This is a genomic window from Streptomyces sichuanensis (assembly GCF_020328095.1).
In the GTDB taxonomy this organism is placed as follows: Bacteria; Actinomycetota; Actinomycetes; order Streptomycetales; family Streptomycetaceae; genus Streptomyces; species Streptomyces cinnamoneus.
Map to the genome: position 1 here is coordinate 1 of NZ_JAIXMK010000045.1, position 14,968 is coordinate 14,968.

Consider the following 14,968-nt stretch of genomic DNA (forward strand, 5'->3'; position numbering starts at 1 on the left):
GCCGGCGCGCGGTCCCCGGCCGGGACGGCCGCCGGCGGCTGCGTGAGCGCCGGGAGGGGCGTGGGCAGGCCGGGCCTGGCCGGCGGGGTGCGCCAGGGCAGCGGGGTGACCGCCGGGGCCTGGCCGTCCGGGCTCCAGATCCCCGGCATGCGGCCCTCGGCCGGGTCGTGGCCGGGCAGCGCCGGGTGGCTGGACTCGGGGGGCGCGGTCGGCACGTGCGGCTGCAGGATCGGGGCGATGGGCGGCGCGGGGGGCAGCGGCTTGGGCGTGACGCCGCTGGTCCACGCGTAGGCCAGGGTGGTCGCCACCGCCGCGCAGGCCAGGGCGAGTCCGATCCGCAGCCGCGGGCGGCCCGCGGTGTAGCGCAGGGCGTTGCGGCCCAGTCGTCCGGAGAGCCGGATGGACAGGTACGTCATGCCGCCCAGCGGAACGATGAGCATGAGGCTGCCGAGCACGCCGGCCAGCCCGGCCGGGATCTCACCGGCGGCGAACGCCTCGTAGGTGCCGGTGAGTTGCTGGGTGAGCGAGCGCACGCCGGTGGCGACGAGGCGCGGCAGGTTCCACAGGGCGTAGCAGAGCTCGCCGAGCAGCAGCGGGACCATGGTGAGCACCCAGGTGGTGACGATGATCCGCGTCTTGCGCTTGAGGTCGGCGACGGCCGGGTCGGGCTTGCGCCACGGCACCATGCTGAGCAGGATCGGTTTGATCTTGCCGTAGAGGTCGGGCACTCCGGCGAGGTCGCCGAGGATGAAGTAGCCGTCGAGCCGGACGGCCGGCATCAGTTGTTCCAGCACCTCGAAGTGGCCGAGGTAGACCGCGCAGAGCAGGAAGGGCTGCCCGGTGACGAAGTAGGCGCCGGTCAGCAGGAGCATGAAGACGACGTTGAAGTAGACGCCGCCGAGGTCGGTGCGGATCCTCCCGGCGCGCCCGAGGCGGTAGACGTCGGTGACGTCGGTGTACATGGACGGCCAGATCAGGAAGATCCCGCAGCCGATGCAGCCGGGTTGGGCGCCGTCGTATCTGCAGGCGGAGGCGTGCCCGAACTCGTGGAAGACGAGGGAGGCGACGGTCAGCCCGAAGACCGCGAGCAGCAGCAGCGGCTGGTCGAGGACGTTGAGCACGGGCGTCATGGCGCCGTGGAAGGCGAAGAGCCACACGTCCATGGCGGCGGCCAGCAGCAGGACGGCCACCACGACGAGCGGCCGGTGCAGCCAGGCCAGGGACCGGGCGATGGCGTTGACGCGCCGCTCGTCGAAGACGACGCGGTGTCCCTTGAGGGCGAGCAGCAGGTCCGAGCGCGGGCCCTGGACCCGGTCGTCCTCCTGGCCGGGCGGCACGGTGATGCCGAGCGGTTCGAGCTTGTGCTCCACGAGGTAGGCGACGTTCTCGGCGCTGACCTCGCGCCCGTAGCCGGCGCTGACCCGGCGGGCGACGGCGTGCAGGTCGCGGTGGCCGTCGATGGCCGAGGCGACCAGGTGGAGCAGCCGGGAGAGCTGCACCACCTGGCCGTCGCCGCGGCGGGCGATGTACTTGGGCTCGTTGAAGCCCGAGCCCTGGTACTCGCCGTGCAGGCGCAGCCCCGCGCCGAGCCGTGGGACGACGGCCTCGGCTGCGGGCTGCGCCTGCGGGACGGGCTGCCCCGGCACGGGCAGCTGCAGGGTCCCGGCGGTCTCCTCCCCCTTCCCGTACTCCTCAACGGTGTACGGGAAGCCGCCGGGGCCCGGCACCGGGGCTCCGGCGTCCCCTGTCCGGACGCCGGATCCCCCGGTGTCCCGGTGGATCGTCGCGGTCCCGTCGATGGTGCGATGGCGGCTGCGGCCGGCCTCGTGGTCTCCGACCACCGTCATCTGGTTCCTCCCCCTCGACGAAACCGCTGTTCCCCCCTCTGGCCGGCGGACCGCGCCTTCCCCTGGACGCGGTCCGCCGAGTGCGTGGGCCGGGCCTACTGCTTGATGGAGATGGACTGGCTCGCCTCGGACTGCGCGACCGCCCAGGGCGAGGACTCGTTGACGGCCAGGGACTCGTTGTGCGCGTGGACGCTGGCCACGTGCTTGGTGACGTTCGTCGTGCGGGAGAAGCTGAACTTCAGCTTCCCGAGCGCCTCACGGCCGGGCAGCAGCTCGGCGGACTCGGCGTCGAGCTCACGCGGGTTCATGCTCATGACTTGGGCCTTTCTGATCTGACGACGTGCTGATCGGCGTGCGGACGGCGTGCGGTGCGGACCGCCGCCGGCTACTGCTGGATGGCGATCGCCTGTCCGGCCGCGGACTGGGCGACGGCGTCCGGCGAGCAGACGTTGAGCGCCGACGAGGTGTTGTGCGCCGAGACGTTGGCGACGTGCTTGGTGACGTTGGTCGTCCGGCTGAAGCTGAACTTCAGCTTCCCGAGCGCCTCGCGGCCGGGCAGCAGCTCTGCGGACTCGGCGTCGAGCTCATGCACATCGAGCATGGTCGTCCCCCTCCGGGATGGTTCTCCGCGGATCTCGCGGAGAACGCGAAAACGGCTGTCGGGCACGGGCAGGACCCCCCAGCCCGCGTCCGATGCGGTCGGACGTGCTGTCCAACGAGATTGGACACTAGTGGCGGCCGCCGACGCCGCGCAAGCGGTTCCGGTGGACACCGCCCGTAGAATCGGTTCACCCGAGCGGACCCGAGCCAGCCGAGAGCAGGAAGCGACCGTCAGTGGCCAACGCACTGCAGCAGATGATGAGACAGCGCCTGGACCGTCAGGGCTGGTCCTACGGGGACGTCGCTCGCAGGGGCGGCATCCCACGCTCGACGGTGCACCACCTGGCCACCACGGACCGCCTGGTGCGCATGCCGCAGCCCGCGACGCTCGAAGGGCTCTCCCGTGGCCTCGACCTGCCGTTGGACACCGTGCGCCGGGCCGCCGCCGAAGCCTGCGGCATCCACCTCTACCCGACGGCCGAGGACGCCCCGGAGTCCCGGCCGGACCCGGAGGTGGACCTGCTGATCGCGAGCGTCCAGCGACTGTCGTCCGACGACCGCCGGCATGTGGCGGCCCTCGTCGAATCACTGCTCGAACGCGCACCCAAGGATCACCCGGACGAGGGCTGAACCGGCGTTTGCCGCCCGGGTGTTGAGTAACGGACGCCACGCCCCACGCACCCGGTTCCCTGGAACGGTTGAATCCAGCGAATATTCCCGTCCGGCCGAGGAGCACGCCCCTTCCCGGCTATCGTCTCGATCTGCCCGAGGCCAGGGGGAATGTGTGCTCGTTGTCAGTGGTGGCTCGACGTCCAATGCCGTCGTCAGGGGACGCACCGGGGAATCGGTGGTCCTGCTCTCCGGCGACCTGCCCGAAGTGCTCACCGACCGGAGCGTCGACGAACTGCTCGATCTGGCGGCCGCCGTGCTGACCGACGAGGAGATGGGCATGTTCCGCACGTGCCTGGGAGCGCTGCGCCGCGGCGAACGGCTGGGCCGGCGACGGGTGGACGTGGGCGGTGCCGTGCTCACCGTCTACTACGAGGGCTGAGCGCGCCGCCGCCGTCCGGACGTGACGTGCCGGCGGCCCGTGACGCGGAGAGCCGCCCCCCGGGATCGCCGGGAGGCGGCTCTCGTGTGCGGGGCGCGCCCCGGTCAGTGGCGGCGGTGCTTGCCGTGCCCGCCGAGCCCGCCGAACAGCCCGCCCTCGTTGCCGGAACCGTTGCCGGACAGGATCGGGATGTCGTCGAGGATGTGCGACAGCGGGTCGTCGCCGTCGTTGATCGTGGAGTTCTCGGTGCACTGCTGCTGCTGCTGCGAGGACAGGATCGGCACGTCCTGGATCCCGACGTTGAGCAGCGCGAGGAGGGACTGCGCACCCAGCTTGCCGATGGCGATGCACGGCTTGTTGAACGAACCGTTGATCAGGCCCATTTGCGGGCTCATGTAGCCGCTGGTGTAGGTGTTGCCGTACATCTGGGCAGCGCCGTTGGCGTTGAAGACGTCCCTGCTGTCACCGCCGGCCGGGGCCGCCACGGCCGGTGCCGCGGCGCCGCCGATGGCGGAGAACGCCAGCACAGCCGAGGCCACTACCTTTTTGATCACGATTGTTTCCTCGCTCGGGGTCGACGAATTACAGGAACACCAGGTCTAACCCGCCAACGAGGGGCGAGGTTGTGCGACTTCATGCTTTCGGCCCAAAGGGAAAATCCCTCCGCAGCGGGTCCCGCACACCCGCCGCGAAGGGATTTACCCAAAGGGCGCTTCGGTCAGTGACCGTGCTCGCCGAACAGCGGGCCGTCGTTGCCCGAGCCGTTGCCCGAGATGATCGGGATTTCGTCCAGGATGTGCGACAGCGGGTCGTCGCCGTCGTTGATCGTGGAGTTGTCGGTGCACTGCTGCTGCTGCTGCGACGTGAGGATCGGGATGTCCTGGATCCCGATGTTGAGCAGCGCGATGAGCGACTGGACGCCGATCTTCCCGATGCCGATGCACGGCTTGTTGAGCGTGCCCTGGATGAGGCTCATCTGCGGGCTTTCCTTGCCGCCGGTGTGCGTGTTGCCGTAACCGGTCTTGGCACCGTTGGCGTTCCAGACATCGCTGTCGTTACCGATGGCCATCGCGGGGGAGGCGATGGCGCCGACCGCGGAAGCCGACAGGGCGGCCGTGGCGAGAACCTTCTTGAGCACGTCTATGCCTTTCGATCGAGTAGCGCCCCCACTGAGAAAGCGTTCTGAATAACTCCGGCCCATTCGGGAAGTTCCGGGCATTCGTCAGGCTTTCACTCATTCGATCCAGCGGGATGCGCTACCGCGAAAGAGGCATCAACGGGTCAGCCGCCGATAGGAAAAAATGCTGGTCAGGGTGACGTAGCGGTACTGCCCGCCGCGCTCGCTGCGCAATTCACCGCGTTCTATCAAATGCGCAACGGCCCACGGGGAGAGGCCGAGCAGCGATGCCGCGGTGCGCACCGGGACGCTCAGCCCCTCGAAGACCTCGGGCAGGGGCTCCTCCACCGCGGCCGGCCGGTCCGCCGTGCGCTCGTCCACCGCGTGGCCGCTCACCGCGCCGTAGTCGTGTGCGGCGTAGTAGTCGATCGCGGCAGCAACGTGTCGTCCCATGTCGACGCGCACCATCCCCTCGGTCCAGTCGCATTTTCCGTACTTGCCGCCAGGCTAGTTATCTCGGTCGGAAGAGTATGCATGTACTTGCCGGGCGTCAAGTACGGTATTGCGCGCGCAGGGCCCCGCCCCGGCCGGCGCCCGGGCGCCCGTCGGCGCCCCTAACGTGTGCGGGGAAAACGACGGGAAACTAACTTGCCGACCAGCTAGACGCCGGGGCGGTGAGAGCGGAAGACGGAGAGCGGGAGAGAGACCATGGCCAGCAACCCCAGGGCCCGTAGGAGCAACACCCGCGAGCGGATTCAGAAGGCGGCCCTGGACCTCTTCGTCTCACGCGGCTACGAGAAGACCTCGCTGCGGGAGATCGCCGAGGAGCTCGGCGTCACCAAGGCCGCGCTGTACTACCACTTCAAGACCAAGGAAGACATCCTCAGCGCCCTCTCCGACCAGCTCGGCGAGCCCGTCGACGAGCTCATCGCCTGGGGCCGCAGCCAGCCCCCGACGCTGGAGACCAAGCGGGAGCTGCTGCGCCGCTACAGCGCCGTGCTCAAGGACGCGGCTCCGCTCTACCGGATCCTGCAGGAAAATCAGGCCACGCTGCGCGAGCTGAGCATCGGGGAGCGGCTCAAGGAGCGGGTGGTCTCCGTCTCCCGGCTGGTCCAGGCCGGCGACGCCCCCCTCGCCACCCAGGCCCGCTTCTCCAGCGCCATGCTGACCGTGCACTTCGGAGCGCTGGCCCTGGACACGCTGCAGGGCGACCCCGAGGAGAAGCGCACCGCGCTCCTGGAGATCGCCCTGGAGATCATCGACTCCACCGCGCAGGCCGGCTGAGCCCGTCATCCTGCGGGTGACGCGAGGGTCACCCGGACGGGTGCTTCCGCGCCCCGGTGAGGGCCTCGCGCTCCGTTCACGGTCTGTTTTCTTCCGGGACACCAGTGACGACGGGCGCCCCCTGAGAAGCCGGTGGGAGCCCCTGTCCCCGCGGAGGAACGGCTGCACAGACCGTATGTGCGGTTTTTAACGAGCTCCCCACGAGGAGCCCTCCCCCCGGGTCGGTCGTCAACCGGTGAAGAGCCCCGCGTTCTCCCGGGCCCACTGCTCGTACGTACGGGCCGGCCGTCCGAGCAGCCGCGCCACCTCCGGCTCCACCCGGCTCGTGGCCCCCTGTATGCGGCGCTCGGCGCTCTCCTGCAGCGCCCGCGCCACCTCGGCCCCGTAGCGCGCCTCGGCCGCCCGGCGCACCCGGTCCGCATCGAGCTCCTCGAAGGCCAGCGGCCGTCCCAGCACCCGCGCCAGCACCTCGGCCTGCTCGCGGGCGGTCACCGCCGCCGGACCCGTCAGCGCGTACGCCCGTCCGGTGTGCCCGGGCCCGGTCAGGGCCAGGGCCGCGACACAGGCGATGTCGTAGGGGTCCACGCAGGCCGCCCGGGCGTCGGCGGGCCAGGCCCGCACCGTGCCGGACGCCTTGACGCCCTCGGCCCACGCCAGGGTGTTGCTCATGAACGCCCGGGGCCGCAGCATCGTCCACCCGAGGCCGCAGCCGCGGATGCGCTCCTCCGCCTCGCGCTGCCAGCGCGTGATGAAGTCCTGGGCCCCGGGGTCGGCGACGGCGAGCGCGGAGAGCTTGACCAGACGGCCGACGCCGGCCTCCTGCGCCGCGCGCACCACGTTGGCGTCGTGCCCGGGCAGCCGGGGGTCGGCGGTGACGACGAGGACCGCCTCGATCCCCGTCATCGCCGCGCGCAGTGCCGCCGGATCGGCGAAGTCGCCCGTGACGAGCTCACCGTTCGGGCCCGGGTCGGGCAGCCGCGCGGCGTCGCGGCCCAGCAGCCGGACGGGGTGCCCGCCGGCGGCGAGCAGCCGGGCCGTGGCCCCGCCGACGGTGCCGCTCGCGCCGGTGACCAGGATCCGGGCGCTCACCGCGCGGTGAAGCCGCCGTCCACCGGGACGGTGGCGCCGGTGACGAAGGAGGAGTGGTCGGCGCAGAGCCAGGCGGCGGCCTGGGCGATCTCCACCGGCTCGGCGACACGGGGGAGCATGGAGTTGCCAGTGAGGAGGGCCTCGACGCCCGGGTTCTGGTCGAAGCCCTGCTGCATCAGCTCGGTGCGGGTCACGCCGACGGCGAGGGTGTTGACGCGGATGCCCTGGGCGCCGTACTCGTCGGCGGCGGCCTTGGTCAGGCCGATCACCGCGTGCTTGGCGGCGATGTAGGGCGCGGAGGGCACGCCGGGGGCCACCAGGCCGGCGGTGCTGGAGGTGTTGACGATGGCGCCGCCGCCGTTCTCCAGCATCACGGGTATCTGCCGGCGCATGCAGTTCCACACACCGCGGACGTTGACGTCCATGATGCGGTCGTAATCGGCGTCGTCCATCAGGTGCATGGGCTCGCGCGCGGTGCCCCACCCGGCGTTGTTGAAGGCGGCGTCGAGCCGGCCGTGCCGCTCGACGGCGACCTCCACGGCCCGGGCGGCGTCCGCCGCCACGGTCACGTCACCGGTCACCGCGGTCGCCGTGCCGCCCGCGGCGTTGAGCTCGTCGGCCAGCTCCCGCAGCTTCTCCGCCCGGCGGGCCATGAGAATCACCGCGGCACCCTGCGCGCTGAACAGACGGGCAGCGGCAGCCCCGATACCACTGGAGGCCCCGGTAATCATTACCGTCTTGCCTGCGAGCATTCCTTGCTGAGCATTCATGGCGCGATCATGGCCCAGGGCACAAAGCGGGAGCAAGGCGAAAGCCGACCGCCACCGGTGATTCCCGTACCTGAATCACGCGTTCCGGAAAGGGAATCCGGGACTATCCCGCCGGGACGGCCGTGGCCTCCGCCGCCAGGCGCCGTCCCTCGGCGACGACCCGCGCCCCGCGGTCGGGAGAGGTGTCCAGCTGCACCAGGATCGCCGGCGTCGCCAGCGCCGGCAGGATGTGCCGGAAGAGCACGGAGATCTGCTCCTCCAGGTCCTCCAGGGCGGTGGTGACCTGCGAGACGAGCAGGACGCCCGTCCACGCGCTGATCACGAACCGCGCGGTGGCCGTCGGCTCGACGTGCGGCAGCACCTCGCCCCGCGCCTTGGCCTCGGACAACAGATTGGCCGACACCTCGCTCCAGGTGGCCCACGGGCCCGTGCTGGCCAGCTTCTGCATGTGCGGGTCCGTGGCCAGCCGGGCACCGGCCCGCAACAGCGGCTCCTGGGGCAATCGGTGGGCCAGGGCCATGCCCACGTCCACCCACTCCTGCAGCTTCGACGCCTGCGGGGCCACGCCCTCCAGGGAGACCTGCTCCTCCAGCACGCCGCGCGCCAGCGACTCCTTGGAATCGAAATGGAAGTAGAGCGCCCCCTTGGTCACCCCCGCCCGGGCGAGGATCTCCGAGATGGTGCACGCCTCGTAGCCGCGCTCGGCGAAGAGGGCGGCCGCCGCCTCCAGCGCTGCCCGGCGAGTTCTGATTCCACGCTCCTGCTGCGCCATCCTGCGACCTCCAGCCGTGTCATCCCGCTCAGCCTTCCGGCAGCGGTGACGCCACGCCGGGTCAGGAGACGAGACCCCTTGGGGGAAACCAAACCGAACGCGACGCATTTTACCCGGCAGCGCATTCTCGAACTCACCACGGAGCAAAGGCGAGAGGCGTTATTCGGTCAATTAATCACGGCCGGTCCGAGCAACACCGGCAGGCTCCGGTGGCCGTGCGAAATGAACGACTCCAGGGGTTCCAGCTCCTCCGCCGGAACGGCGAGGGAGAGTTCCGGAAAACGGTCGAAAAGGGCAGGCAGGGCGAGGGACGCCTCCAGCCGGGCGAGGGGCGCGCCGATGCAGTGGTGGACGCCGTGGCCGAAGGCGAGGTGCTCGCGCCGGGTGGGGCGGGTGAGGTCGAAACGGTGGGCGTCCTCGCCGTGTTGCACCGGATCGAGGCCCGCGGCGCTCACCGAGATGACGATGGCGTCGCCCGCGGCGATGACCTCGCCGCCCGCCTCGATGTCCTCGACGGCGAAGCGCAGCGGAATGTTGGCCACCGGTCCGCGCGCCCGCAGCGTCTCCTCGATGACGTCGTCCCACGAGGCGCGGCCGGAACGCACCAGCTCCAGCTGATCCGGATGGGTGAGCAGCGCGAAAACGGCTTGTTCGAGGAGGTTGGCCGTGGTCTCGTGCCCGGCGCCGATGATCAGGAGCAGCGTGTCGAGGAGTTCCTTCTCCGACAGCCGCTCCTGCGCGCCGTCCCCGGCGTCGTCGCGGGCGGCGATGAGGTCGCTCGTCATGTCGGCGGCCGGTGCGGCCCGTTTGGCCGCGATGAGCCCGGAGAGCAGGGTGTAGAGCTCGTACTGATTGGCCTGCGCCTCCTCGGGCGTGGCCGAGGTGCGGAAGGTGGTGTCGACGACCCGGCGCAGGTCGGCCCGCACCTCCTCGGGTATGCCGAGCATCTCGCAGATGACCTGGATGGGCAGGGGGTGGGCGAACCGCTCGCGCAGGTCGACCACCCGGCCGGGCGGCACGGCGGCGAGGTCGTCGATCAGCCGGGCGACGTGCTGCTCGACGCGCGGCCGCAGGGCGGCGGTGCGGCGCGCGGTGAACGCCTTGGCCACCAGCTTGCGCAGCCGCCGGTGGTCGTCGCCGTAGGCGGTGAGCATGTTCCTGACGGACACCCACATCGCCATCGGCCAGCTGTCGTCGAGCTCGCCGTCGCGCCAGGCCGGCCAGTGCCGGTAGGCGTCCTTGGAGACCCGCGGGTCCAGCATCAGCCGGGCGGCCACCTCGTGTCCGGTGATCGCCCACGCCGCCACCCCGCCCGGCAGCTCCACCCGGACCACCGGCCCGATTCCGGCCAGCCGGGCGGCCTCGCCGTGCACATCGCGTCCGGTGGGGTCGAGAACTACGGGGCAGATCTGCTGCTGCATCAGCTGTCTCCATCAGTGGTACGCCGCGCGGGTCCGTCGCGCTCCGCCGGGGATCCCGGCCTGGGCCTTGAAGAAAACCGGCCAACCGTTATCTTAGAACAGGACAAGATTTTCGGGTTACTTGACTCGTGGTCACATCGGGTTTCATGGAGAGTTCCGTGCATCAGTCACCCACTGCGAACGGGCGCCCCGCACCCTCCCCGTCCGCCGTCGAACCCACGCTGACCAGCACGGTTCCCAAGGAGCTCGTTCATCGCGCGGCCGTCGCGGAGGTCTTTCTGACCGGGTGCACGGAAGCGGACGGACATCATTTCTCGCTCACCGCGCAATGGCCGCGGGCACACGGCTTCTTCACCGCCGACGGTGGCAGACGGCATGATCCCTTACTGGCCGCCGAAACGATTCGCCAGACCGGCCTGTTCCTCGCCCACACGGAATTGAATGTTCCGATAGGACATCAATTCCTTCTGCAGGAGATGGAATTCACCGCCCACGACGAGCGGCTCCTCATCGGCGATTCCCCCACCGATCTCACCATCGCCGCTTCGTGCGTGATCCTCGATCACCGGGAGCGGCGTTTCGCCTTCCGCATGGACATCACGGTGCGGCGCGAGGGCGAGACCGTGGCCAGCGGCGGCGGCCGCTTCACCTGCATACCCCCGGAGCTCTACGGCCGGATCCGCGGCCACCGCGGGTCCACCGCCGAGCTGCCGCCGGCGGGCCGCCCCGGCCGGGCCGAGCCCCGCGACGTGGGCCGGGACGCCCCCATCGATGTCGTCCTCTCCCCCACCGGCCGCTCCGACCGCTGGGTGCTCAACCCCGACACGCGCCACGCCACGCTCTTCGACCACCCCTGCGACCACATCCCCGGCATGGTCCTGGTGGAGGCGGCCCGTCAGGCCGCCTACGGCGCCCTGCGGCCGCACGCGAGGCGGCCGTCGTCGGTCACCGTGGTCTTCCACCGGTACGCGGAGCTCGACAGCCCCTGCACCATCGAGGTCACGGCCATGGGCGGGCAGCCGGGCGAGCGGCGCACCGCGCGGGTGACGGGCACGCAGGACGGCGCGCCCGTCTTCACCTGCACCCTCACCGGGGCCGCGGGGCGGCTCCGGGGCGTGGCGGCGGCCTGAGGGCCGCCGCCGGACGCGTCACTCGTCCTCGTCGGCCCCGGCCCCCTGGGAGACCTCCGGCTCACCGGGGCCGTCCGACGGCGCCTCCTGCGATCCGGACGAACGCTGCTCCCCGGCCTTCCGCTCCTCCTCGGCCTTGCGCTTCTCCTCCTCCGCCCGCTTGCGCTCCTCCTCGGCCGTCTTCCCGGCCTGCGAGCCGTCCGCCGGCTTCGAACGGTCGACGGTGTCCTGCGGGAAGGTCATCTGCTTGCTCATCCACTCCAGCGTCGGGGCGATCTCACGCCGCCAGGTGGTGAAGTTGTGACTCCCCGCCGGAAGGATGATCTTCGCTGCGGTCATCGGCTCCTTGACGGCCTTGAGGAACTTCTGCGTCTCCCGGTAGTTCTTCTCGCCCTGCTCGCTGCTGGTGACGAGCACCGAGACGCGCGGGACGGGCAGGTTCTGCAGGCGCCAGATCAGGTCGTGCTCGCGCTGGCGCTTGTCGGCCCCGGGGCCACTGCCGAAGAGCTTGCCCGTGGTGAGGTCGTTCTTGACCTTGTAGTCGGCGGAGAGGGCGCCCGCCACCGGGTACGTGCCGGGTGAGCGCATCGCGAGCTCCAGGGCGCACGTGCCGCCCGAGGAGTAGCCCATGACGCCCCAGGCGCTGGCCTCGTGGCCGACGCGGTAGGCGCTCTTGAGGGCCTCGGGCAGGTCCTTGGTGAAGTAGGTCTCGGCCTGCGGCCCGTCCGGGACGTCCACGCACTCGGTGTCGCGCGGCGGGGCGATCGTCGGCCGGACCATGACGATCACCGTCGGCTGCATCCGGTTCTCCGATATCAGCGTGGACGCCGTCCTGGGCACCTGCAGGTACTGGGTGAGGTTGGTGATGCCGCCCGGGTAGCCGCTGATGGCCACGACGACGGGGAAGCGCTGACGCTCGTACTGCTTCTGGAAGTACTGCGGCGGCAGATAGACGATCGCCGGCTCGACGACGCCCGCGCGGCGGGCGACGAGGCGTACGGACTCCACCGCACCGACCTTGTCCTTCGGCCCCTTCGGGAGCCCCGCCTTCTCCAGTCCCTCCGACCCGGCCGGCCGCACCAGGGCGCCCTTGGCCGTGTCCACGCTGGCGTTCGGGCCCGGCTCGGTGCCCTGGGTGACCTGCCCCGGCGAGCGGTCGTACTTCCCGATCAGCTCGCCCCAGGTTCCGTAGAAGCTATTGGCGGAATTCACCGCGAGGAGCACCGCGGACATGATCGTCAACTGGGTCACCAGGATGACTCCGAGCCGTCCCAGCACGGGCAACGCGCCGCGCCCCGAGAGCCGTGGCCACAGCCATATCGTGAGGCCCACACACACGAGGGCGACGAACACCACCGTGTACAAGAGTGACCGGCTGGTCAGGCCCATGTGCCTCTCAACTCCCTGCCCCCGTGTGGGTACTCGTGTTCGTTCGGCGAATACTCACCGATAAAGAGTCGGGAACGGGCGTACAGGGTTGCTCTGCGACCATTTATTGCCCTGCTCTTGTCCTGCCCGTGTTCTACGCTTCCCCGGCTGTTCCCGGCAACGAATCCCGCTCGATGGCGGTTACCCGCCTTCGATGAAGAGTGTCCGACGGGTGGATGGAGGCTGGCCGAACCTTCCCTTCCGCTGGATGGTGGGAGGACGGCCCCACGGGTGGGGGACCCGCCCGGCGACGTCCGGGGAAGGGCCGGTGGAGGTGGGTGCCATGACCGAAGGCCGTCCGCACGCGGGCACGAACCCCTACCTCCGGGGTCTGTACGCACCGGTCCACGAGGAGGTCACCGCGGTCGACCTGCCGGTGACCGGCCGGATCCCCGGCTCCCTGTGCGGCCGCTACCTGCGCAACGGCCCCAATCCCCTGGAGGTCGAAGACCCGGCCGCCTACCACTGGTTCAGCGGCGAGGGCATGATCCACGGCGTCCGGCTGCGCGACGGCCGCGCCGAGTGGTACCGCAACCGCTGGGTGCGCTCGGACGCGGTGGCCGGGCAACTCGGGGAGAAGCTGCTGCACGGGCCGCGCCACCTGGACCTGGACTTCGCCCCCAACACCCACGTGCTGTTCTTCGCCGGGCACTGCCTCGCCCTGGTCGAGGGCGGCACGCTGCCGTACGAACTGGACCCCGAGCTCTACACGATCGGGCCGTTCGACTTCCACGGCACGCTGCCCGGCGGGCTGTCCGCGCACCCCGTCGTCGACCCGCGCAGCGGTGAGCTGCACGCGGTGGCGTACTGCCCGGCCTGGCCGTACGTGCAGTACGTCGTCGCGGGGACGGACGGCCGGGTGCGCCGCAGCGTCGACGTCCCGGTCGGGGAGCGGCCGATGATGCACGCCTTCTCGCTCACCGAGCGGTACGTGCTGCTCTACGACCTGCCCGTCGTCTTCGCCCGGCTGCCGGGAGCGGCCGGGCACCACCCGGTGTGGGTGCCGGGCCGGCCGGCCCGGCTCGGGGTGCTGCCGCGCGAGGGCGGGGCCGAGCGGGTGCGGTGGCTGGAGACGGATCCGTGCTTCGTCTTCCACCCGATGAACGCCTTCGAGCACGGACCACCCGACGGCGGGTGCGGCCGTCGCTTCCTCACCGTCCATCTCGTGCGCTACGACCGTTTCTTCGACGCCGCGTCGGCCGGGCGTCCCGCCCCCGGGGAGCACCTGGCGCACCTGGAGCGCTGGACGGTCGACCTCGCCGCCGGCAGCGTGCGGCGGGAGCGGCTGGACGACCGGCCGGTGGAGTTCCCGCGCGTCGACCCGCGCCGGCTGACCCTGCCGCACCGCTTCGGCTACGCGATGCACGAGCGGCAGCCGGGGCGGGACACCGGACTGCTGAAGTACGACCTGGAGCGCGGCACGGCCGAGGAGTTCCGGGTACCGGCGGGCGGCGACGTGGGCGAGGGGGTGTTCGTGCCGGCCGCGCCGGGGGCCGCGGAGGACGAGGGCTGGGTGCTGGCGTACGCCTACGACCCGGGGCGGGCGGCCTCGGACCTCGTGGTGCTGGCGGCACAGGACTTCACGGCGGGGCCGGTGGCCCGGATCCACCTGCCCGTGCGGGTGCCGCTGGGGTTTCACGGGACCTGGGTTCCGGACCATCCCTGATGCCAGTGATACAAGGTAGGACACGCGGGTAGGGCGTGTCGGGTGTGAACGTACTGGACCAAGCTTGACGGCTAGCCTTACGTAGTCGCCACGCCAGGGGACTTATCCCCGCACTACGGACAATTCACTTGCACCCGAGACACATGAAGGATTCTCCCCATGGGCATTCGGAGTCTGCTGCGGAACGCGTTCGGCCGGTCCAGAGCTGCCGTGCGTGACGAACCCAGCCTGCCCCAGCAGAGCGCGGGGCCCGACGGCGGCGCCGCACCGGCCGTTTCCGTGCCGGCGCAGCCGACGGCCGGAACGGCGGACCGGGCCGGCGAGCGCATCCCCGACCCGGGCCCGCTCGGCCCGATCCCCACGCCCGGCCCGCACCGGCCGGAGCCGGTCCCGCAGCCGGAGCCGGAACCGACGCCGATGCCGTCGCCCAAGCCCATCCCCGAGCCGGAGCCGGTGCCGACGCCCGACCCCAACCCCGTGCCCGAGCCGGCCCCCGGCCCGGACCCGGAGCCGGCACCGGCGATGACGGCGGACGTGGCGCCGGCACCCGCGGTGCCGGCTCCCGCCGTTCCGGCCCCCGCGCCGGCGCCGGAGGCGGCACCGGACACGGCGGCCCCGGCGCAGACGGCCCCGGCGGCGACACCGGACACGGCGGCCCCCGTGGAGACGGCCCCGGCGGCGACACCGGACACGGCGGCCCCCGCGCAGACGGCCCCGGCGGCGACACCGGACACGGCGGCCCCCGTGGAGACGGTCCCGGCGCAGACGGCCCCCGCGGAGGCGGTCCCCACGG

Annotated in this window: 16 protein-coding genes and 1 pseudogene; 6 read left to right on the forward strand and 11 right to left on the reverse strand. The window is 71.3% G+C overall.

The genetic code is table 11. The features are described from left to right. The 3 genes from LE181_RS15210 to LE181_RS15220 form a co-directional block, all read right to left on the reverse strand. Positions 1-1,847, reverse strand: a 1,847-nt coding sequence (locus LE181_RS15210) for a zinc metalloprotease (RefSeq protein WP_225661812.1), incomplete at its 3' end; no start/stop codon positions are given. Positions 1,848-1,942: 95 nt separating this feature from the next. Next, positions 1,943-2,161 carry a hypothetical protein gene (locus LE181_RS15215; protein WP_225661813.1) on the reverse strand — a complete coding sequence of 73 codons (219 nt, stop codon included), beginning with the start codon at positions 2,159-2,161 and terminating at the stop codon, positions 1,943-1,945. 71 nt (positions 2,162-2,232) lie between these two features. Then, positions 2,233-2,448, reverse strand: a complete 216-nt coding sequence (locus LE181_RS15220; RefSeq protein ID WP_225661814.1) for a hypothetical protein — start codon at positions 2,446-2,448, stop codon at positions 2,233-2,235. A gap of 233 nt (positions 2,449-2,681) precedes the next feature. Here LE181_RS15220 and LE181_RS15225 point away from each other — a divergent pair, with 233 nt between their 5' ends. Both LE181_RS15225 and LE181_RS15230 read left to right on the forward strand, forming a co-directional pair. Further along, entirely contained in the window at positions 2,682-3,077 is a 396-nt protein-coding gene (locus tag LE181_RS15225; protein ID WP_225661815.1) for a helix-turn-helix domain-containing protein, read from the forward strand. 154 nt (positions 3,078-3,231) lie between these two features. After that, the gene (locus LE181_RS15230; protein WP_086573506.1) at positions 3,232-3,498 is read left to right on the forward strand and encodes a hypothetical protein; all 267 of its coding nucleotides are present in this window, start codon (positions 3,232-3,234) and stop codon (positions 3,496-3,498) included. A 104-nt stretch (positions 3,499-3,602) separates the two neighbouring features. On the opposite strand, the gene LE181_RS15235 is transcribed toward LE181_RS15230, so the two are convergent. The 3 genes from LE181_RS15235 to LE181_RS15245 all read right to left on the reverse strand — a co-directional run bounded on the left by LE181_RS15235 (position 3,603) and on the right by LE181_RS15245 (position 5,068). Beyond that, positions 3,603-4,052 carry a rodlin gene (locus LE181_RS15235; protein ID WP_225661816.1) on the reverse strand — a complete coding sequence of 150 codons (450 nt, stop codon included), beginning with the start codon at positions 4,050-4,052 and terminating at the stop codon, positions 3,603-3,605. 164 nt (positions 4,053-4,216) lie between these two features. After that, entirely contained in the window at positions 4,217-4,636 is a 420-nt protein-coding gene (locus LE181_RS15240; RefSeq protein ID WP_225661817.1) for a rodlin, read from the reverse strand. A gap of 135 nt (positions 4,637-4,771) precedes the next feature. Then, positions 4,772-5,068, reverse strand: coding sequence for a hypothetical protein (locus LE181_RS15245; protein ID WP_225661818.1), 297 nt, complete (start codon positions 5,066-5,068; stop codon positions 4,772-4,774). 255 nt (positions 5,069-5,323) lie between these two features. Between LE181_RS15245 and LE181_RS15250 the strand changes: the two genes are divergently transcribed. Beyond that, positions 5,324-5,899: a TetR/AcrR family transcriptional regulator gene (locus LE181_RS15250; protein ID WP_225661819.1), complete on the forward strand. Its 576-nt coding sequence runs from the start codon at positions 5,324-5,326 to the stop codon at positions 5,897-5,899. Positions 5,900-6,127: 228 nt separating this feature from the next. On the opposite strand, the gene LE181_RS15255 is transcribed toward LE181_RS15250, so the two are convergent. The 4 genes from LE181_RS15255 to LE181_RS15270 all read right to left on the reverse strand — a co-directional run bounded on the left by LE181_RS15255 (position 6,128) and on the right by LE181_RS15270 (position 9,951). Continuing rightward, the gene (locus LE181_RS15255) at positions 6,128-6,988 is read right to left on the reverse strand and encodes an NAD(P)H-binding protein (RefSeq protein ID WP_225661820.1); all 861 of its coding nucleotides are present in this window, start codon (positions 6,986-6,988) and stop codon (positions 6,128-6,130) included. Beyond that, a complete protein-coding gene (locus tag LE181_RS15260) occupies positions 6,985-7,740 on the reverse strand; it encodes an SDR family NAD(P)-dependent oxidoreductase (RefSeq protein WP_308103134.1) in 756 nt (251 codons plus the stop codon). Before LE181_RS15260 ends, LE181_RS15255 begins: the two co-directional genes overlap by 4 nt. A 121-nt stretch (positions 7,741-7,861) precedes the next feature. After that, complete coding sequence (locus LE181_RS15265; RefSeq protein WP_225661822.1) at positions 7,862-8,530, reverse strand: ScbR family autoregulator-binding transcription factor; 669 nt, start codon at positions 8,528-8,530, stop codon at positions 7,862-7,864. A 167-nt stretch (positions 8,531-8,697) separates the two neighbouring features. Then, a complete protein-coding gene (locus tag LE181_RS15270) occupies positions 8,698-9,951 on the reverse strand; it encodes a cytochrome P450 family protein (protein ID WP_225661823.1) in 1,254 nt (417 codons plus the stop codon). A gap of 146 nt (positions 9,952-10,097) precedes the next feature. Here LE181_RS15270 and LE181_RS15275 point away from each other — a divergent pair, with 146 nt between their 5' ends. After that, on the forward strand, positions 10,098-11,081 hold the full coding sequence (locus LE181_RS15275) for a ScbA/BarX family gamma-butyrolactone biosynthesis protein (protein WP_225661824.1): 984 nt from the start codon (positions 10,098-10,100) through the stop codon (positions 11,079-11,081). 18 nt (positions 11,082-11,099) lie between these two features. On the opposite strand, the gene LE181_RS15280 is transcribed toward LE181_RS15275, so the two are convergent. Further along, the gene (locus LE181_RS15280; protein ID WP_308103133.1) at positions 11,100-12,413 is read right to left on the reverse strand and encodes an alpha/beta hydrolase; all 1,314 of its coding nucleotides are present in this window, start codon (positions 12,411-12,413) and stop codon (positions 11,100-11,102) included. Between the two features lie 379 nt (positions 12,414-12,792). Between LE181_RS15280 and LE181_RS15285 the strand changes: the two genes are divergently transcribed. Together LE181_RS15285 and LE181_RS32215 are read left to right on the forward strand one after the other, a co-directional pair. Beyond that, positions 12,793-14,175, forward strand: a complete 1,383-nt coding sequence (locus tag LE181_RS15285) for a carotenoid oxygenase family protein (RefSeq protein WP_225661826.1) — start codon at positions 12,793-12,795, stop codon at positions 14,173-14,175. A gap of 159 nt (positions 14,176-14,334) precedes the next feature. Then, positions 14,335-14,968 (forward strand): annotated as a pseudogene (locus LE181_RS32215) (hypothetical protein); the annotation flags it as partial.

Excerpts from the sequence above, each read along its gene's own strand:
- LE181_RS15245 (WP_225661818.1), bottom strand. The coding sequence starts at position 5,068 with ATGGGACGACACGTTGCTGCCGCGATCGACTACTACGCCGCACACGAC.
- LE181_RS15285 (WP_225661826.1), top strand. The coding sequence starts at position 12,793 with ATGACCGAAGGCCGTCCGCACGCGGGCACGAACCCCTACCTCCGGGGT.
- LE181_RS15250 (WP_225661819.1), top strand. The coding sequence starts at position 5,324 with ATGGCCAGCAACCCCAGGGCCCGTAGGAGCAACACCCGCGAGCGGATT.
- LE181_RS15270 (WP_225661823.1), bottom strand. The coding sequence starts at position 9,951 with ATGCAGCAGCAGATCTGCCCCGTAGTTCTCGACCCCACCGGACGCGAT.
- LE181_RS15220 (WP_225661814.1), bottom strand. The coding sequence starts at position 2,448 with ATGCTCGATGTGCATGAGCTCGACGCCGAGTCCGCAGAGCTGCTGCCC.
- LE181_RS15260 (WP_308103134.1), bottom strand. The coding sequence starts at position 7,740 with ATGCTCGCAGGCAAGACGGTAATGATTACCGGGGCCTCCAGTGGTATC.
- LE181_RS15215 (WP_225661813.1), bottom strand. The coding sequence starts at position 2,161 with ATGAGCATGAACCCGCGTGAGCTCGACGCCGAGTCCGCCGAGCTGCTG.
- LE181_RS15275 (WP_225661824.1), top strand. The coding sequence starts at position 10,098 with ATGGAGAGTTCCGTGCATCAGTCACCCACTGCGAACGGGCGCCCCGCA.
- LE181_RS15265 (WP_225661822.1), bottom strand. The coding sequence starts at position 8,530 with ATGGCGCAGCAGGAGCGTGGAATCAGAACTCGCCGGGCAGCGCTGGAG.